Annotated in this window: 16 protein-coding genes; 10 read left to right on the top strand and 6 right to left on the bottom strand. The window is 60.2% G+C overall.

The window, feature by feature from the left end; genetic code table 11:
- Positions 1–58: 58 nt before the first annotated feature.
- A complete protein-coding gene (gene hemN / locus KI612_RS14960; protein ID WP_226440866.1) occupies positions 59–1,462 on the bottom strand; it encodes an oxygen-independent coproporphyrinogen III oxidase in 1,404 nt (467 codons plus the stop codon).
- An 85-nt stretch (positions 1,463–1,547) separates the two neighbouring features.
- On the opposite strand from hemN, the gene fnr reads away from it, so the two are divergent.
- Positions 1,548–2,288 carry a fumarate/nitrate reduction transcriptional regulator Fnr gene (gene fnr / locus KI612_RS14965; protein WP_226440867.1) on the top strand — a complete coding sequence of 247 codons (741 nt, stop codon included), beginning with the start codon at positions 1,548–1,550 and terminating at the stop codon, positions 2,286–2,288.
- 175 nt (positions 2,289–2,463) lie between these two features.
- Positions 2,464–4,695, top strand: coding sequence for a TonB-dependent receptor (locus tag KI612_RS14970; RefSeq protein WP_226440868.1), 2,232 nt, complete (start codon positions 2,464–2,466; stop codon positions 4,693–4,695).
- A gap of 115 nt (positions 4,696–4,810) precedes the next feature.
- On the opposite strand, the gene KI612_RS14975 is transcribed toward KI612_RS14970, so the two are convergent.
- Both KI612_RS14975 and KI612_RS14980 read right to left on the bottom strand, forming a co-directional pair.
- Entirely contained in the window at positions 4,811–5,356 is a 546-nt protein-coding gene (locus KI612_RS14975) for a response regulator transcription factor (protein ID WP_226440869.1), read from the bottom strand.
- The gene (locus tag KI612_RS14980) at positions 5,346–6,620 is read right to left on the bottom strand and encodes an ATP-binding protein (protein ID WP_226440870.1); all 1,275 of its coding nucleotides are present in this window, start codon (positions 6,618–6,620) and stop codon (positions 5,346–5,348) included. The genes KI612_RS14975 and KI612_RS14980 overlap by 11 nt, the downstream gene beginning before the upstream one ends.
- 153 nt (positions 6,621–6,773) lie before the next feature.
- Here KI612_RS14980 and cydP point away from each other — a divergent pair, with 153 nt between their 5' ends.
- The 5 genes from cydP to cydX are packed head-to-tail and all read left to right on the top strand — an operon-like array spanning position 6,774 to position 11,076.
- Entirely contained in the window at positions 6,774–7,133 is a 360-nt protein-coding gene (gene cydP, locus KI612_RS14985) for a cytochrome oxidase putative small subunit CydP (protein ID WP_226440871.1), read from the top strand.
- 39 nt (positions 7,134–7,172) lie between these two features.
- Complete coding sequence (locus KI612_RS14990; protein ID WP_226440294.1) at positions 7,173–8,210, top strand: IS630 family transposase; 1,038 nt, start codon at positions 7,173–7,175, stop codon at positions 8,208–8,210.
- 30 nt (positions 8,211–8,240) lie between these two features.
- Positions 8,241–9,812: a cytochrome ubiquinol oxidase subunit I gene (locus KI612_RS14995; protein WP_226440872.1), complete on the top strand. Its 1,572-nt coding sequence runs from the start codon at positions 8,241–8,243 to the stop codon at positions 9,810–9,812.
- 10 nt (positions 9,813–9,822) lie between these two features.
- On the top strand, positions 9,823–10,962 hold the full coding sequence (cydB, locus tag KI612_RS15000; RefSeq protein ID WP_226440873.1) for a cytochrome d ubiquinol oxidase subunit II: 1,140 nt from the start codon (positions 9,823–9,825) through the stop codon (positions 10,960–10,962).
- A 15-nt stretch (positions 10,963–10,977) separates the two neighbouring features.
- A complete protein-coding gene (gene cydX / locus KI612_RS15005) occupies positions 10,978–11,076 on the top strand; it encodes a cytochrome bd-I oxidase subunit CydX (RefSeq protein WP_226440874.1) in 99 nt (32 codons plus the stop codon).
- A 119-nt stretch (positions 11,077–11,195) separates the two neighbouring features.
- On the opposite strand, the gene KI612_RS15010 is transcribed toward cydX, so the two are convergent.
- The 3 genes from KI612_RS15010 to KI612_RS15020 form a co-directional block, all read right to left on the bottom strand.
- Positions 11,196–12,806: a methyl-accepting chemotaxis protein gene (locus KI612_RS15010; RefSeq protein WP_226440875.1), complete on the bottom strand. Its 1,611-nt coding sequence runs from the start codon at positions 12,804–12,806 to the stop codon at positions 11,196–11,198.
- 223 nt (positions 12,807–13,029) lie between these two features.
- Complete coding sequence (locus tag KI612_RS15015; protein ID WP_226440876.1) at positions 13,030–13,674, bottom strand: response regulator; 645 nt, start codon at positions 13,672–13,674, stop codon at positions 13,030–13,032.
- 13 nt (positions 13,675–13,687) lie between these two features.
- Positions 13,688–15,139, bottom strand: coding sequence for a PAS domain-containing sensor histidine kinase (locus KI612_RS15020; protein WP_264180720.1), 1,452 nt, complete (start codon positions 15,137–15,139; stop codon positions 13,688–13,690).
- A gap of 412 nt (positions 15,140–15,551) precedes the next feature.
- Here KI612_RS15020 and exaC point away from each other — a divergent pair, with 412 nt between their 5' ends.
- The 3 genes from exaC to KI612_RS15035 all read left to right on the top strand — a co-directional run bounded on the left by exaC (position 15,552) and on the right by KI612_RS15035 (position 17,888).
- On the top strand, positions 15,552–17,072 hold the full coding sequence (gene exaC, locus KI612_RS15025) for an acetaldehyde dehydrogenase ExaC (RefSeq protein WP_226440878.1): 1,521 nt from the start codon (positions 15,552–15,554) through the stop codon (positions 17,070–17,072).
- 101 nt (positions 17,073–17,173) lie between these two features.
- Positions 17,174–17,545, top strand: coding sequence for a DUF779 domain-containing protein (locus tag KI612_RS15030; RefSeq protein WP_226440879.1), 372 nt, complete (start codon positions 17,174–17,176; stop codon positions 17,543–17,545).
- A 16-nt stretch (positions 17,546–17,561) separates the two neighbouring features.
- Complete coding sequence (locus KI612_RS15035) at positions 17,562–17,888, top strand: c-type cytochrome (protein WP_226440880.1); 327 nt, start codon at positions 17,562–17,564, stop codon at positions 17,886–17,888.
- The last annotated feature ends 28 nt before the right edge of the window (positions 17,889–17,916 follow it).

The following is a 17,916-nucleotide window of genomic DNA, read 5'->3' on the forward strand; positions in this document are numbered from 1 at the left end:
AACGGGGGAGACATCATAGGCGGCAGTTTAACCCGCCGCCTTGAAGCCGGCACCCCGTTCAGATCACTTTCGAGTAGCGCTTGCGCTGCCGATCGGCACGCAGATAGCGGTCGAAGACCATGGAAATGACACGCACCAGCATGCGCCCCGGCGGCAGAACGGTAATCCAGTCGCGCTCGATCTTGAGCAGGCCACCGCGCTCCATCTCGCGCATTTCCTCGATCTCGTCGGCAAAGTACTTGTGGAAATCAATCAGGTGCGAGCTTTCGATCGACTCGATGGACAGTTCGAAATGACACATCAGGGCCTGGATGATCGAACGGCGCAGGATGTCGTCAGCGGTCAGCTCAATGCCGCGGAAGACCGGCAGCAGATCGGCATCGAGGCGGTCGTAATACTCTTCCGCCGTCTTGACGTTCTGGCTGTAGGTCGGCCCGACCTTGCTGATCGACGAAATACCGAAAGACAGCATGTCGCAATCGGCGTAGGTCGAATAGCCCTGGAAGTTCCGGTGCAGGCGACCTTGGCGCTGGGCCACCGCGAGTTCGTCGTCCGGCTTGGCGAAGTGATCCATGCCGATATAGACATAACCGGCTTCGGTCAGCTTCTTGATCGCCAGCGCCAGGATCTGCAGCTTGGTATCGGCCGACGGCAGGTCGGCGTCGTTGATCCGGCGCTGCGGCTTGAACAGGCTGGGCATGTGCGCATAGTTGTAGATCGACAGGCGTTCCGGATCCATCGCCAGAACACGTTCCAGGGTCCGGTTGAAACCCATCACCGACTGGTGCGGCAAACCGTAGATCAGGTCGATCGAAATCGACTTGAAACCGTTGGCACGCGCATCGCGGATCACGTTGTAGGTTTCTTCTTCGCTCTGGACGCGATTCACCGCAACCTGGACCTTCTCGTCGAAGTCCTGGACACCGACACTCATCCGGTTGAAACCAAGTTCGCCAAGCAATGCAACGGTTGCCGTATCGACCTTGCGCGGATCGACTTCAATCGAATATTCGCCGCCTTCAAGCAGCTTGAAATGCTTCTTCGTTTCCCCCATCAACTGGCGCATCTCGTCGTGCGACAGGAAGGTCGGCGTACCACCACCCCAATGCAGCTGGATGACCTCGTGCTCACCATCACGGCCTTCCAGGCAGGCAGCCTGCATGTCCAGCTCCTTGGCCAGGTACTTGAGGTACTTGCCGCTACGCGCATGATCCTTGGTGATGATCTTGTTGCAGGCGCAGTAGTAACAGATGGTGTTGCAGAAAGGGATGTGGAAGTATAATGACAAGGGTCGGCTGATTGCGCCGATGTTGCGTTTGCCCAGCCACAGTTTGGCTGCGTCCGAATCGAAAGCCTCAACGAATCGGTCCGCTGTCGGGTACGATGTATAGCGGGGGCCGTTCACATCGAAGCGGCGAATGATCTGAGGATCGAAGACGAGGTTTTCAGTTGCGAAATTCATTAAACATACCGGCAAATTTTGATTGGATTATGTTGCGGCGCTGCACAATTTCCGTTGACTTGGATCAAGCGAACGCAGGTTGATAATGCCCCAAAACACGGCCATTCAGGAAATTTCCCTCTCCGTCATCAAGACGGCATGTTCGAACTGCAACTTGCGCGAACTATGCCTCCCGTTCGGGCTCAGTCTTGATGAACTCGAGCGCCTCGACGATCTCATTTCGACCCGGCGCCGGATCAAGCGCGGCGACCACCTTTATCGTGCCGGCGAGGCCTTCGACTCGATCTACGCGATCCGCAGCGGCTTTTTCAAGACCGATGTGCTGCTCGAGGATGGTCGCGACCAGGTAACCGGCTTCCAGATGGCCGGCGAACTGCTTGGTCTGGATGGCATCAGCACCGAATTTCACACCTGCAACGCAATCGCTCTCGAAGACAGCGAAATCTGCTCGATCCCCTTCTCCCGCCTGGAAACCCTGTCGCGCGAAATCCACAATCTGCAGCACCATTTCCACAAGGTGATGAGCCGCGAAATCGTGCGCGACCACGGCGTCATGATGCTGCTCGGCACGATGCGCGCCGAAGAACGCCTTGCTGCCTTCCTGCTCAACCTGTCGCAGCGTTTCACGGCCCGTGGCTTCTCGCATGCCGAGTTCTACCTGCGCATGACGCGCGAGGAAATCGGCAGCTATCTCGGCCTCAAGCTGGAAACCGTATCGCGCGCCTTCTCGCGCTTCCAGGAAGAAGGCTACATCGCCGTGCAGCAGAAACACATCCGCATACTTGATGTAAATGGCCTCAAGGCCCTGATGAATCACCAGCGCTGAGTCAGCGGCAAGCATCACCGTCGCAGCAGCAAAACCGCAGAAACTCTGCTGATCAGTCGCCAGGCCTCCCCCCGCAAAAGAAAATTGCCGATGTCATCTGCGGCAATATGCCGCATTCCTGTGCGCAATCAACTCTAAGAGAATCCGCCGGTTAAAAATATAACCGGGGAAATCCATGCTCTTGCGCATCCATCCATTAGCCGCCGCCATGGCGCTCGCCTTTTCATCGGCTGCCTTCAGCCAGACTGCACCCGATACCGCCAATCCGGACCAGGTCATGGACAATGTTCTGGTACGCGCCAGCCGCACTGACGGCATCGATGCGCAATCCGGCTCGGTCAGCAATGAACAGGTTCGCGCCCAGCGTCCGGCGACCAGCGATACCGCGACCCTGCTCAAGGACATCCCCGGCGTCAGCCTGAACAGTGCCGGCGGCGTTTCCAGCCTGCCCGCCATCCACGGCCTGGCCGACGACCGCCTGCGCATCAAGGTGGACGGCATGGACCTGATCTCGGCCTGCGCCAATCACATGAACTCGCCGCTCTCCTACATCGACCCGAGCAATGTAGAACAGATCAAGGTATATACCGGCATCACCCCGGTCAGCGTCGGTGGCGACAGCATCGGTGGCAGCATCATCGTCAAGTCGCGCGAACCGCGCTTCGCCAGGGCCGGCGAAGGCCTGCTGACAAGCGGCGAACTCGGGACTTTCTATCGCTCGAACGGCAATGCCTGGGGCGTCAATGCCGCGGCGACGATTGCCAACGAGAACCTGAGCATCAGTTACAACGGCTCGACTGCCGAGTCCGGCAACTACAGCTCGGCCAAGGATTTCAAGCCGGATGGCATGACCACGGTCGGCAAACCCAACCTGGCCCGCAACGAAGTCGGTTCCTCGGCCTACAAGACCGAGAACCATGCGCTCGGCTTTGCCCTGCGTCACGAAAACCACCTGCTTGATCTCCGCCTCGGTTACCAATACATCCCCTACCAGGGCTATCCCAACCAGCGCATGGACATGACCGAGAATCGCAGCACCCAGATCAACCTGCGCTACACCGGCCTGTTTGACTGGGGCAAGCTCGAAACCCGCGTCTACAACGAGGAAACCCGCCACAAGATGGACTTTGGCGACGACAAACGCTTCCTTTACCCGAATGGGGCCGAAGGCATGCCGATGGACACCCGCGGCAACAATACCGGCCTCCAGGTCAAGGCCGACATCGCCCTCGCCGGCAAGGACTTGTTGCGGGTTGGCGGCGAGTTGCAGCGCTACCGCCTCGACGACTGGTGGGAACCGTCCGGCACCGGCGGCATGGCACCGAACACCTTCTGGAACATCAACAGCGGTCAACGTGACCGGTTTGACGTTTTTGGCGAATGGGAAGCCAACTGGACAACCCAGTGGAAAACCCAGATCGGCGCACGCAGCAGCACCGTGCGCATGGATACCGGCGAAGTCCAAGGCTACAACACCACGATGGCGGCTTACCTGGCCGAATCGACCGCATTCAACCAGGCCGACCGCAAACGCACCGACAACAATTTCGACCTCAGCCTGCTCGCCCGCTACACGGCAAATGACAATCAGAGCTTCGAAGGCGGCTACTCCCGCAAGACCCGCTCGCCCAATCTTTACGAGCGCTACAGCTGGTCGACCGGCGGCATGGCGATGCGCATGGTCAACATGGCCGGCGACGGCAACGGCTATGTCGGCAACCTCGAACTCAAGCCGGAAGTCGCGCACACCCTCAGCCTGACTGCCGACTGGCACGATGCCGGCAAACAGGAGTGGGGCGTCAAGATCACGCCGTTCTACACCTATGTCGAAAACTACATCGATGCCGAGTTGTGCACCACCGCCAACTGCAACGCTGCGAACGCGACGGCCGGCTTCCGTTATCTGCGCTTCGTGAACCAGGATGCCCGCCTGTTCGGGGTCGACATCTCGGGCTACTTCCCGCTCGCCAAAACCCGCGACTACGGCGACTTCACGCTGCGCGGCCTGATCGGCTACGTCGATGGCAAGAACCGCGAAACCGGCGACAACCTCTACAACGTCATGCCGCTCAACGCCAAGCTGGCGATCGACCAGCGCAAGGGCAACTGGAGCAATACGATCGAAGGCCAGCTGGTCGGCGCCAAGGATCGCGTCTCGGAAGTCCGCAACGAGCTCAAGACGGGCAGCTACGCCTTGCTCAACCTGCGCAGCAGCTACCAGTGGAACAACATCCGCTTCGACATCGGTCTGGAAAATGCGCTGAACAAGCAATACTCGCTGGCACTGGGCGGCGCCTACGTCGGCCAGGGTTCGACCATGATGGGCACCAATGCGACGACGCCCTACGGCATTGCCGTCCCCGGCATGGGCCGCTCGCTCTACGTCGGAATGAACGTCAAGTTCTGATCCCGACCCTGCGCAAGGCAACCAGAAATCCCCGGGCAAGCCCCGGGGATTTTTCATTGCGGCAGGCAAAAACCGGGTTTTCAGGCGGTCGACCGCCTGGAAACCGGCAAAATGCTCAAATCGGGATTTGCGGGCGCTTCTTTGCCAGCTTGCGTTGCAAGGTACGGCGATGCATCTTGAGGGCGCGCGCGGTGGCGGCGATATTGCCGCCATGTTCGCCCAGGGTGTGCTGGATGTACTCCCACTCCAGGTGCTGCACGGTCATCCGGTCCTCGGCCGGCACTTCCGGGATCTCGATACGGTCATCGAGCAGCGCCCTGACGATGGTCGCGACATTGGCCGGTTTGGGCAGATACTGCGCCGCCCCCAGCTTGAGTGCGCCAACCGCAGTCTGAATGCTGGCATAGCCGGTCAGGACAACGATACGCGCCGCCGGGACGATCTCCAGCAGGGGCTGGATCAGGTTGAGGCCGGACTGGCCAGCCAGATTGAGGTCGAGCAGGATGTACTCCGGATCCTGCTGGCGGCAAACCTCCAGACTTTCCGCAACGCCTGCCGCAGTCCGCACGGCAAATCCCTGGCGCGTCAGCGAGCGCCCCAATACTTCTCGAAAACTCTCGTCATCATCGATGACCAGCAACGGCCTTGCATCATGGCTCACGCCTGTCCTCCCGAATATCACTGCATGGAACAAAAACCCGCGCACGGGTACCACCAGAGCTGAGCGCGGCAAGCTCCAGCCTGCCGCCGCGACGCTCCAGCGCCGCCCGCGCCAGCAACAAACCAATCCCCATGCCGGTCGGCGAAACGATGGGCAGGCCACGCGCAAAAGCCAACAAGGCCGCCGGCAAAATCCCGCTGCCATCATCGTCGACCGTCAAAACCAGCATGCCCTGTTCCAGGCCGGCCTTGAGCGCAATCTGTGAAGCCCCCGCCTTGAACGCGTTATCGAGCAAATTCGCCAGGGCGCGCTCGACGGCCAGATCGAACGCCAGCACCTTGCGCTCCAGCCCGGGCGAAATCTCGCTGACCAGGGTCGCCGCCGGATTCAGTGCCAGCCAGGCCCCGAGCACGTTTCGCAACCACTGCCCGGCATTCAGTTCGGCCGACTGCGACAGCCCTCTGGGCTGACCGGCGCGCTGCGCCAGTTGCGTCAAGGCCTGTTTGCACACCTCGATCTGACGCTGCATCAAACTCAAGTCAGGACGCAATGCCGGAGAAACCGTAGCGTCCGCGAGCAACTCATCGACCAGCACGTTCAAGGTTGCCAGCGGCGTACTCAATTCATGCGCAGCCCCCGCCGCCAGGCTGCCCATCGAAATCAGCCAGTCGTTGCGTATCGCCTGCTCACGCGCCGCGGCCAGCTCGGCATCGCGTTCGCGCACGGCCTGCGTGATCTGCAGAATGAACCAGATGACAACAACCGCAGAAACCACATAAACCATCCACATGCCGAGCAGATGCAACTGGGTTGCCGTCTGTGCATCGCGGATCGCCAGGGGCTGGTAAAAGCGCCACAGGAAGCTGTAGGCCAGGATGGCGGCCAGTCCCAGCAACCAGGCCTGGAGACGATTCAGTACGCAGGCCCCGATCGCAACCAGCGGCAGAAAGACCGAAATCAGCGGGTTGGTCGCCCCGCCCGACAGATAGACATAGCCGCCCCAGGCGGTCAGGTCGAGAGAAAGCTGGACCATCGGCGAGAACAGCGGCACCTCTTCGAAATTGCCGGTATTGAAAACAACCGCAGCATGCAGGCAGGCATTGATGCAGCCGACGACCGTGGCAAATGCCAGCAGGCGCGGCAGCAATTCGGCAGACCCCAGCAGGTTGGGACTGACCAGCGCCGCAATGAACATTGCCAGAACGGAAAGCCAGCGCAGGTTGATCAGGCGCACCTGGGTGAACTGGGTCAGCGAAGTAATCACGAGGCCGGTGCCGAAAAAAAGAAGCCCCGCGAGCGGGGCCTGAAATAGAGAGGTATCCGTCTGAACGAATCACTTGCTGCGCACTATAGGGAGTACTGCCGCTGCCGGGAAGTGACCGATTGTCGCGCCCCCGCGTCGGGTATCAGCGACAACTTGCCGCGCGACATCGGGTCACTTCCCGACCTCTTGCCGCCTGCGCAGAATCCCGGCGTCCGCGCTTTTCCAGGCCAGGACAAACCTCCTTGGGAGAGTCCTCGCCAGAGGCTCTCCCGCTTCATCAGAAAACAATCGCACGGGGGATATATGGGGCAATGCAATGACGGACGCTGGCGAAAAAACCACAGGCACTCGCGGCTGGGTCGTCACCTCGTTTTTCTGGTGATTCTCAAGATCGTGCTGCTCTTCGGTCTCTGGTACGCATTGATCAAGCCGCACAAGGTCAAGATCGACAGCGACCGTGCCGCAGCACATATCGCCACGCCGTCCAATCAAATCAATCAGGGAGAATATTAACCTGGCAAATAGATAGGGCGTTTATGTTATGATATTTGCATGGATAAAGAAGATGCCCGCAAGCTCAGGCCAGAGCAACAAAAGGAGAAGCGCAAGATAGCGCTTCGCATGCGAATGAACGGACGCGAATTTGCCGAGATTGGATTAGCGGTCGGAGTACATTCCCGTACGGTCCAATATTGGTGGTCGCGCTACCAGGCAGAAGGCCTCAAGTCGGCGGTAGAAGGCGGCAAAAGAGGCACGGAGATTGGTGAGCGACGCACACTCAGCGTGGAACAGGAGTGGGCAGTGCAGCAGTTGATCAGCGAGAAAATGCCTGACCAACTCAAGCTTTCCTTCGCGCTCTGGACACGGGCAGCAGTTCAGGAGTTGATCCATCGTCGTTTCAAGATCGACATGCCGATTCGGACGGTCGGTGAGTATCTCAAGCGCTGGGGTTTTACACCGCAGAAGCCGTTGAAGCGGGCCTATGAGCAGAAACCTGAATTGGTGGAGGCTTGGCTCAAGGAGAGTTACCCACGCATCGCCCGGCGCGCCAAGGACGAAGGGGCGGAGATTCACTGGGGTGACGAAACGGGCATCCGTAGCGATTGCCAACATGGCCGGAGCTATGCGCCAGCGGGAAAAACACCTGTTCAAAGGGTGCCCGGCAGCCGGTTTGCCACGAACATGATCTCCACGGTCACCAACCAGGGGAAAGTGCGCTTCATGCTCTATCGGGAAACGATGACGGCCACTGTCCTGATTCGATTCCTTGCACGCCTGGTTCGTGATGCTGGACGCAAAGTGTTTTTGATTCTCGACAACCTGCGAGTGCATCACAGCAACAAGGTTCGGGACTGGTTGGAAAAACATACCGAGCACATTGAGTTGTTCTTCTTGCCCGCCTACGCCCCGGAACTCAATCCGGACGAGTATCTGAATTGCGACCTGAAGGCCTTGGTTCATGGCGGAAAGCCTGCCAGGAATCGGGATGAACTGGAATCAAAGGTGCGAGGTGCAATGATGAAAATACAGAATCGCCCAAAACGGGTTATGTCCTATTTTAGACACCGAAAAATCCAATATGCCGCGTAATGAACCTATTGGATTGCCGGGTTAATAGTCATGATCGACTCAACGGTCGTCGACCTGTCGCGCCTGCAGTTCGCGGCCACCGCCTTTTACCACTTCTTGTTCGTGCCGCTGACACTGGGCCTGTCTTTCCTGCTCGCCATCATGGAGACGGTCTACGTCATGAGCGGCAAGGAAATCTACCGCGACATGACCAAGTTCTGGGGCAAGCTGTTCGGGATCAACTTCGCGCTCGGCGTCACGACGGGCATCACCATGGAGTTCCAGTTCGGCACCAACTGGGCCTACTACTCGCACTACGTCGGCGACATTTTCGGGGCACCGCTGGCCATCGAAGGCTTGATGGCCTTCTTCCTCGAATCGACCTTCATCGGCCTGTTCTTCTTCGGCTGGGACAAGCTGTCGAAGCGGCGGCACCTGCTGATCACCTACCTGACAGCGATCGGCTCGAATCTCTCGGCCGTCTGGATCCTGATCGCCAACGGCTGGATGCAGAATCCGGTCGGCTCGGAATTCAGTTACGTGACGATGCGCATGGAAATGACCTCGTTTGCCGATCTGCTGTTCAACCCGGCCGCCCAGGCCAAGTTCGTGCATACCGTGTCGGCCGGCTACGTCACTGGCGCGATCTTCGTGCTCGGGATCAGCGCCTGGTACCTGCTCAAAGGCATCCATGTCGAGTTCGCCCGCCGTTCCTTCCGCATCGCCGCCGCGTTCGGCTTTGCCGCCGCCTGCTCGGTGATCGTGCTCGGCGACGAATCCGGCTACGCCGTGACCGAACACCAGCAGACCAAGCTCGCCGCCATGGAAGGCATGTGGAAAACCGAGGCGGCACCCGCTCCTTTCACGCTGTTCGCCATTCCCGATGATGCACAGCGCACCAACCACGCCGAAGTCAAGATTCCCTACGCCCTGGGCCTGATCGCGACGCGTTCGACCGACAAGGTGCTGCCCGGCATCGAAGAACTCGAAGCGCAAGCGGCCGTCCGCATCAAGAGCGGCATCATCGCCGTCAAGGCGCTTGAGCAGTTGCGCGCCAAGACGGCGGATGCCGCCACCAGGGCCGACTTCGAGGCGCACAAGGCCAATCTCGGCTACGGTCTGCTGCTCAAGAAATACAGCGCCGATGTCGCCCTGGCGACGCCGGAAATGATCGCCAAGGCAGCACGGGAAACCATTCCCAAGGTAGCGCCGATGTTCTGGACCTTCCGTCTCATGGTCGTGCTCGGCTTCGCCATGCTCGCGCTGATCGGCCTCGCCTTCTGGTACTCGATGCACGACACCTTCCAGAACAAGCGCTGGTTGCTGCGCTGGGCGTTGTGGTTCATTCCGGCCCCGTGGATTGCCTGCGAAATGGGCTGGTTCGTTGCCGAATACGGTCGTCAGCCCTGGACCATCTTCGGCGTCCTGCCCACCCACCTGTCCACCTCGGCGCTGACCGCGGGCAGTCTGTACGGTTCGCTGGCCGGCTTCATGTTCTTCTATACCGGCCTGCTCGTCGTCGAGCTTTACCTGATGTTCAAGTACGCCCGGCTCGGCCCGGCCAGCCTCGGCACCGGCCGCTACGAAGGCGAATCCGCGCCGGCCCTGAATCCTGCTCAGTGAGGAACATGCAATGCTTGATTACGTAACCCTGAAACTCATCTGGTGGCTGCTGGTCGGCGTTCTGCTGCTCGGCTTCGCCGTGATGGACGGCCACGACATGGGCGTCGGCACACTGCTCCCCTTCGTCGGCAAGAACGACGTCGAACGCCGCGTCATCATCAACACCGTCGGCCCGCACTGGGACGGCAACCAGGTCTGGCTGATCACCGGCGGCGGCGCCATTTTCGCCGCCTGGCCACTGGTCTATGCCACCGCCTTCTCCGGCTTCTACTGGGCGATGCTGGCCGTGCTCTGGGCCTTGTTTTTCCGCCCGGTCGGCTTCGACTACCGCTCCAAGGTCAACAATCCGACCTGGCGAGCCGCCTGGGACTGGGGCCTGTTCGTCGGCGGATCGGTACCGGCGCTGATTTTCGGCGTCGCTTTCGGCAACCTGCTGCAGGGCGTCCCCTTCCATTTCGAAGACAACCTGATGCCGATCTATACCGGCAGCTTCTGGGCGCTGCTCAATCCCTTCGCCCTGCTCGCCGGCGTCGTCAGTCTGAGCATGCTCACCTTCCACGGCGCCAACTACCTCATGGTGCGCACCGAAGGCGCGGTCTATCAGCGAGCGAAACTGGCCTCCGGCATTTTCGGCAGCCTCATGCTGCTCGCCTTTGCCGGGGCCGGCGTCTGGGTCACGCTGGGAATTTCGGGCTATGTCATCAGTTCACCGGTAGACGCCGGCGCGCTGCCCAATCCCCTCGACAAGACGGTAGTTGTCCAGGCCGGTGCCTGGCTGGGCAACTTTACCGCCCATCCGCTGCTCTGGCTGGTTCCCGGCGCCGGCTTCGGCGGCGGCATCGCCGGTCTGCTCTTCGCCCGCCGCGACAAACCGGTGTTCGCCTTCGTCGGCAGCGCCATCGCCGAACTGGGCGTGATCGGCACCGCCGGCGTGGCGATGTTCCCCTTCATCATGCCGTCCTCGTCCGATCCGCGCTCCAGCCTGACCGTCTGGGACAGCGTTTCCAGCCACCTGACCTTGTCGGTGATGTTCTGGGCGGCACTGATTTTCACGCCCATCGTCATCGCCTACACCGGCTGGGCCTACAAGATGATGGCCGGCAAGATCACCAACGGCTTCATCGAAGCCAACGACCGTTCCGCTTACTAAACGAGGAGATGAACAATGTGGTATTTCACCTGGGTACTGGGTCTGGGCTTCGCGCTGCTGCTCGCCGTCGTCAATGCGCTGTGGTTTGAAGCGCAGGAGTCGGCAAAGAACTGAGCGCAGTCGGAAGATCCAGTTCCAACATAATGAAAAATCCGGCCCAGGGCCGGATTTTTCATGGCTTCAGCAAAAACCATCTTTTTCAGCGGTCGACCGCTGAAAAACCGGCAAAATGCTCAGAAGCGGAAGCGCGAAACGCTGTTCTTCAGACTGACCGCAACACTTTCCAGCTGATGCGCAGTTTCGGACACCGAGGCGACGGCACTGGAGTTCTCTTCCGACATCTGGGCAATGGCTTCGACATTGCGTGACAATTCGACCGAAGCGGCGCGCTGCTCGCGCAGCGCATCGGAAATGCCGGCGATCGAACTCTGCACGGTTTCCGAAGACGAACGTATCCCCTGCATCGAACCGCTCGCACGCTCGGCACTGGCGACCACGTCATTGACCACCTGACGGCTGCTTTGCATGCTTTGCACAGCCTGAATCGCATCGCCCTGGATACCGGAAATCATCGCGGTGATCTCGCGTACCGACTGCGTCGTGCGCTCGGCCAGCTTGCGGACTTCATCGGCCACCACGGCAAAGCCGCGACCCTGCTCACCGGCCCGGGCAGCTTCGATGGCAGCATTGAGCGCCAGCAGGTTGGTCTGGTCGGCGACGTCGCGAATGACCACGGTAATGTTGCCGATCTTCTGCACCTGTTCCGAGAGCGACTGGATCTGGCCGGCCGTTTCATCGACCCGATGCGCGACATCAACCACCTGCTGCGAGGCCTGGTCGACATCGTGCGCGCCGGAAACCGCCATTTCCTCGGCACTGCGTGCCCGTTCGCTGGCATCGTCGGCACTGCTGCCGACGTGATCGATACTGACGGTCAGCTCCTCGACCGCTGCAGCAGCCGAAGAAGTCGATTGCGACTGGTTCTCGCTGCTGATCGCCACCTGGTGGGCAGCCGAAGAAACCTGGCTGGCCGAAGCCTGCACGGTGTTGGCCTGCGCGACGATATCGCGGATGGTACTGGCCAGATCGGCACGCATTTTTTCCAGCGACTGCAGCAGGCGACCGATTTCGTCATCGCCGGTTTCGCTGCTCGCCGACTGGCTCAGATCACCAGCTGCAATACGCTCGGCCAGCTGGTTGGCCTTTTCCACACGCGCCACCAGGCTGCGCACGATCGCCAGGCCAAGCGCAGCCATGACGGCCAATGCCAGCAAGGTGATGACGACGGCGATCCAGTCAGCCCGGCTCTTGGCTGCCTCCCCCTCTGCCGCCGACTTCTTGCCAAGGTCATCATTGAACTTCATGTGCGCCACCAGCGCATCATTCAGTTTCATGGCCACTCCCGCCGCGTTCTTCAGATCGGCGATCGCCTCTTCCTTCTTGTTCTGGCGGGAAATCGCGAGAGTCCGCTCGACATCGGCGTTGTATTCGACAAACAGGGCACGATCAACCTCGAGCAGGCGCTTGTCCTCATCATCAGTGAGGAATTTCTCGTATTCACGCAGCACCTTGTCGGTCTTGTCGCGCGCCTCCTGGATGGTCTTTTCCACTTCCGCCATCGTCTTCGCATCGTTGCTCAAGACATGGCGATAAACACGGATGCGGATGCGGCTGAAATCCAGCATCACCTCGTTGAGGATGACAATGCTGGGCACGACATTAACGCTGTTGAAATTGGTTGCTTCGAATACCCGGTTCATCTGCTGATGATTGATCCCGGCCATTAGCAGCAGCGCCACGATGGATGTGATAACCAGAATGGCCAGACGTTTGGCTATGCTCATGAATTTTCCCCTGTTTTTTTTCGCGCACCGAACTGCGGACCGACCGCAGCCATTCACAGGTCATTGCAAGAAAAAACAAATTGCCAATTCAGGAAGATGCGGCCGCTTTTTCAGGTTAAACCTGCGCTTGTGCGCCCCAAGATAGTCGCAACGCATCAGCAAGACAATTGCCGCTAATAACTAGCGGCGCTATACATTTATATGTAGTCAACTGCACAAAAATTCAGTTCGCATGCAAACCTTCGCGGATGGCATAGCGGGTCAGCTCGGCGGTCGACATCAGGCCCAGCTTCTTTTTCAGATTGCTGCGATGCACGCTGACCGTACCGATCGCCACCCCCAGCGCGCTGGCGATCTCGGCCGAACGCTTGCCGGCGGCGATCAGGCGCAGGACATCCTGCTCGCGCTTGCCCAGCACCGTCACCGGCGGCGTCACACCGGGCTGGCAGGCGGCAAGCCGGTTCAGCATGCAGTCGGCAACCTCGGCGGAAAGGAAAAGCCGGCCGCCGGCAACCGCATGAATCGCCATGATCAGTTCGTCGGCACCGGACGACTTGAGCACGTAGCCGAGTGCCCCGGCCTTGAGCATTTCATCGATGAACAAACGATCGGAATAACCCGACAAGGCGACCACGGCCAGACCGGGATAATCACGTGCGACGCGCCGGGCGACCTCGACACCGCTCATGTCGGGCAGGGCAATATCGAGGACCAGCACATCCAGCGGCAGCGTTGCCAGGAGCGCCAGGGACTCGGCCCCGCTCCCGCCCTCGGCGACGACCTCGATCCCCGGCTCCGCAGCCAGGGCAATCCGCAGCACATCGCGAAACATCCGGTGATCATCAACCAGGGCAATCCTTATCCCCATAGCATTCTCCATTTCATTTATTGGCACTCGCCAGCAAAGGCATCCTGAGCAAAACCTTCATGCCGGCACCGGCGCCACTTTCCATCACCATGCTGCCGCCCAGATAGGCCAGGCGCTCGCGTATGCTGAGCAAGCCGAAGCCGCTACTGGCAAAGCGCATATCGGCTGCTGCAGCCAGCATGCCGACCCCCTTGTCCTCAACCACGATGGACAGCGTGCCGGCGGCGTAATTCAGGCTGACCCTGGCGCAGGGCGTTCCGGCATGTTTGAAGACATTGAACAGCAGTTCCCGGACGCCCCGGAACAGGATGCTTTCCTGGGCCGGTGAAAGTTCGACGCCGGCAGGCAAATCATCCACCTGGCAGTCAAGTTGCAGAGCATAGTGGTTTTGCATTTCACCGCACAACCAGCGCAGAGCGGCCGGCAGGCCAAGATTGCGCAAGACATGCGGCGTCAGTTGCGAAGTCAGCGAACGCACCTGGCGGCTGGCATCGGCAAGCAGCGCATCAAGCTCCACGACGGATTCCCGTTGCTCGGGCGACAGCGATTTGGCCAGGGTATCGAGCTTGATCTTTGCCACATGCAGCAATTGCCCGAGTTCGTCGTGCAGGTCGCGGGCAATCGCAAGGCGCTCGCGCTCTTCGGAAAGCGTCGCCTCGATGGCCAGATTGCGCAATTGCTCGGTCCGCTCGACAACCCGCTGCTCCATCTCCTCATGTGTCCGGCGCAAGGCGCCTTCCGCATTCTTGCGATCCGTGATGTCGCGACCAATTGACTGGACTTCGAGCAGTTGACCGTCCGGCCCATAAAAACCGCGATTGACGAACTGCATCCAGCGTAATTCACCAGTTCCCGAATAAACGCGGTTCTCGATGGTCACCAGCGGCTTATCCGGGCTCATTTCCGCCAATTGCGACTCGATCATGGGCAGATCGGCGGCAAATACCACCGGCTGCCAGCGCTGGCCCAGCAACTCGCTCTCGGTCTTGCCGAAGAAACGGCAATAGACCTCGTTGACGAAGACAAAGCGCCCATCCCGGCTGAAGCGGCTGATCAGCTCCGTCTGATCCATCAGCACGGCACGGTAACGCGCCTCGCTGGCCTGGTAGGCCGCTTCGATTTCCTTGATCGGCGTCACGTCGGAAACCAGCACGTAAAAGCCCAGCACCTCACCATCCACGACGTCGGGAATGTAGTGCGCGAAGGAATGGCGCTGGCGCGTCGCATCGTCGGGATCCGGAATCACCCGCTCGAAAATCTGCTCCTCGCCGCGCAGTGCTGCCTCGATGAACGGCAGGTTCAAGCGATAACGCTCCTCGCCGATCACATCGCGGATATGCATGCCCGGCAACACCTTCGGATCGATGCCAAACCAGGTTTGATAGGCGTTATTGCCGAAACAGTTGCGCAAATTGCGATCCCAGTAACCGATCATGGCCGGCACATGATCAAGGATGGCGCGCATGTCGTGCTCGTGTTGCCGCTGCGGTGCTGTGCTTGGCAAAACGGAGGAAGTAGTAGGTCTGGCGGTCGACATCGAGAAAAGCCGTGAATCCGATTTTTTATTATGCGCCATATTGGACAGGATCCGCTAAGCGAAGTTTCGTGCCGCCCCGAATGCTCTGATTCGCGGCCGCCCGAGGCGCTTGCTCCATTACGGAACACTTGCTGAGCCGCTGAGCAGCAACGGATCAGACCGGGCATCGGGAAAAAACCGGCCAACCGCCCTCCACCACTGATTAATAAGCTTTTTTCGGCAAACGACCGGGCCTGGCACGCCGGTTGCGAACTATCTGGCACGAGACAAGGCTGAGCAACTTGCAGTCGTTCAGCCGGATCGGCCCGTACCGCAACCCAATCAAAAACTGGAGACAACCATGATTTATGCAGCCCCCGGCGCCGCTGGTGCCAAGATCAGCTACAAGGCCCAATACGACAACTTCATCGGCGGCAAATGGGTCGCCCCGGTCAAGGGTCAATATTTCGACGTCGTGACCCCGGTCAACGGCAAGGTTTACACCAAGGCAGCCCAGTCGACCGCTGAAGACATCGAACTGGCTCTGGATGCCGCGCACGCTGCCTTCCCGAAATGGGGCAAGACCGATGCCGCCACCCGCTCCAACATCCTGCTCAAGATCGCCGACCGTCTCGAACAGAACCTCGAACTGCTCGCCTACGCCGAGACCGTAGACAACGGCAAGCCGATCCGCGAAACCCTCGCTGCCGACATCCCGCTCGCCGTCGACCACTTCCGTTACTTCGCCGGCTGCCTGCGCTCGCAGGAAGGCGGCATCTCGGAAATCGACGAAAACACCATGGCTTACCACATCCATGAGCCGCTCGGCGTCGTCGGCCAGATCATCCCCTGGAACTTCCCTATCCTGATGGCGGCCTGGAAACTGGCCCCGGCCATCGGCGCCGGCAACTGCGTCGTTCTCAAGCCGGCCGAATCGACCCCGATCTCCATCCTGGTCCTCGCCGAACTGATCGCCGACATCCTGCCGCCGGGCGTGCTCAACATCGTCAACGGCTTCGGTCGCGATGCCGGCATGCCGCTCGCCACCAGCAAGCGCATCGCCAAGATCGCCTTCACCGGCTCCACCGTCACCGGCCGCGTCATCGCCCAGGCCGCTGCCAACAACCTGATTCCGGCCACGCTGGAACTGGGTGGCAAGTCGCCCAACATCTTCTTCGCCGACATCATGGACAAGGATGACGGTTTCCTCGACAAGGCCATCGAAGGCATGGTGCTGTTCGCCTTCAACCAGGGCGAAGTCTGTACCTGCCCGAGCCGCGCCCTGATCCAGGAATCGATCTACGACAAGTTCATCGAACGCGTCCTCAAGCGCGTTGCCGCCATCAAGCAAGGCAGCCCGCTCGACACCGACACCATGATGGGTGCCCAGGCATCGCTGATCCAGATGGAAAAGATCCAGTCCTACCTCAAGCTCGGCAAGGAAGAAGGCGCCGAATGCCTGATTGGCGGCGAACGCGCCCACCTCGGCGGCGACATCGAAGGCGGTTACTACATCCAGCCGACCCTGTTCAAGGGCCACAACAAGATGCGCATCTTCCAGGAAGAAATCTTCGGGCCGGTTCTGGCCGTGACCACCTTCAAGGACGAAGCCGAAGCCCTGGCCATCGCCAACGACACCGTCTATGGCCTTGGCGCCGGCGTCTGGAGCCGTAACGGCAATGTCGCCTACCGCATGGGTCGCGCCATCCAGGCCGGCCGCGTGTGGACCAACTGCTACCACGCCTACCCGGCGCACGCAGCCTTCGGCGGCTACAAGGAATCTGGCATCGGTCGCGAAACCCACAAGGTCATGCTCGACCACTATCAACAGACGAAGAACCTGCTGGTCAGCTATGCCGAACAAAAGTTGGGCTTTTTCTAACCGCGCAACGCTGCATCTCCTCCACTAGCCCAGTTGCGGGCAACTCTTCGGGGGCGGGCAACCGCCCCCTTTTTTCAGACACCGGTTTTCGGGAAATTCACATGGTCGACCGCGTCATCGCCACCCCGGCAACGCTCGAACTGATCGAGCTCCTGAAGCAGCAATACGGCCCGGCACTGATGTTCCACCAGTCCGGCGGCTGCTGTGACAACAGCTCGCCCAACTGCTACCTGCCAACCGACCTGAGCATCGGCCCCTACGACATCCAGCTCGGCCACATCGGCGACGTGCCGTTCTACATCAGCGCCTCCCAGTACGAATACTGGAAACACTCGCAACTGATCATCGACGTCATCGCAGGCCACGGCGGCACCTTCTCGCTCGAAGGCAACACCGGCAAGTCCTTTCTCACCCGCTCGCGCCTGTTCAGCGATGCGGAATGGGCCGAACTGCAGGCCGCCGGCGTCGTTTAACCATCGGAAAACATCCATGCACAAACAACTATTCACCCTCATTCTGAGCGGCGCCCTGCTCGCCGGCACCAGCGCGGCCCAGGCGGTCGACGGCGAAAATATCGTCAAAAAGGCCCGCTGCGTTGCCTGCCACGCCGTCGACGTCAAACGCGTCGGCCCCGCCTACAAGGACGTCGCCGCCAAATACCACGGCGACAAGAGCGCCCCCGGCAAACTGTTCGACAAGGTCCGCCACGGCGGCAGCGGCAACTGGGGCGAGATCCCGATGACCCCGCACGGCGCCGACAAGATCAGCGACGAAGACCTGAAAACAGCCATCCAGTGGGTGCTGTCGCTGCACTGAGCAAGTGTTGCAGGCCTGACCAGGGGAG

The organism is Quatrionicoccus australiensis, assembly GCF_020510525.1.
Taxonomy (GTDB): Bacteria; Pseudomonadota; Gammaproteobacteria; order Burkholderiales; family Rhodocyclaceae; genus Azonexus; species Azonexus australiensis_B.

What these genes read in the sequence shown, in the direction of transcription:
- KI612_RS14990 (WP_226440294.1), top strand. Translation starts at nt 7,173, where the DNA reads ATGGATAAAGAAGATGCCCGCAAGCTCAGGCCAGAGCAACAAAAGGAG.
- fnr (WP_226440867.1), top strand. Translation starts at nt 1,548, where the DNA reads ATGCCCCAAAACACGGCCATTCAGGAAATTTCCCTCTCCGTCATCAAG.
- KI612_RS14970 (WP_226440868.1), top strand. Translation starts at nt 2,464, where the DNA reads ATGCTCTTGCGCATCCATCCATTAGCCGCCGCCATGGCGCTCGCCTTT.
- exaC (WP_226440878.1), top strand. Translation starts at nt 15,552, where the DNA reads ATGATTTATGCAGCCCCCGGCGCCGCTGGTGCCAAGATCAGCTACAAG.
- KI612_RS15015 (WP_226440876.1), bottom strand. Translation starts at nt 13,674, where the DNA reads ATGGGGATAAGGATTGCCCTGGTTGATGATCACCGGATGTTTCGCGAT.
- hemN (WP_226440866.1), bottom strand. Translation starts at nt 1,462, where the DNA reads ATGAATTTCGCAACTGAAAACCTCGTCTTCGATCCTCAGATCATTCGC.
- KI612_RS15030 (WP_226440879.1), top strand. Translation starts at nt 17,174, where the DNA reads ATGGTCGACCGCGTCATCGCCACCCCGGCAACGCTCGAACTGATCGAG.
- KI612_RS15035 (WP_226440880.1), top strand. Translation starts at nt 17,562, where the DNA reads ATGCACAAACAACTATTCACCCTCATTCTGAGCGGCGCCCTGCTCGCC.
- cydB (WP_226440873.1), top strand. Translation starts at nt 9,823, where the DNA reads ATGCTTGATTACGTAACCCTGAAACTCATCTGGTGGCTGCTGGTCGGC.
- KI612_RS15020 (WP_264180720.1), bottom strand. Translation starts at nt 15,139, where the DNA reads ATGCGCGCCATCCTTGATCATGTGCCGGCCATGATCGGTTACTGGGAT.
- cydX (WP_226440874.1), top strand. Translation starts at nt 10,978, where the DNA reads ATGTGGTATTTCACCTGGGTACTGGGTCTGGGCTTCGCGCTGCTGCTC.
- KI612_RS14995 (WP_226440872.1), top strand. Translation starts at nt 8,241, where the DNA reads ATGATCGACTCAACGGTCGTCGACCTGTCGCGCCTGCAGTTCGCGGCC.
- KI612_RS15010 (WP_226440875.1), bottom strand. Translation starts at nt 12,806, where the DNA reads ATGAGCATAGCCAAACGTCTGGCCATTCTGGTTATCACATCCATCGTG.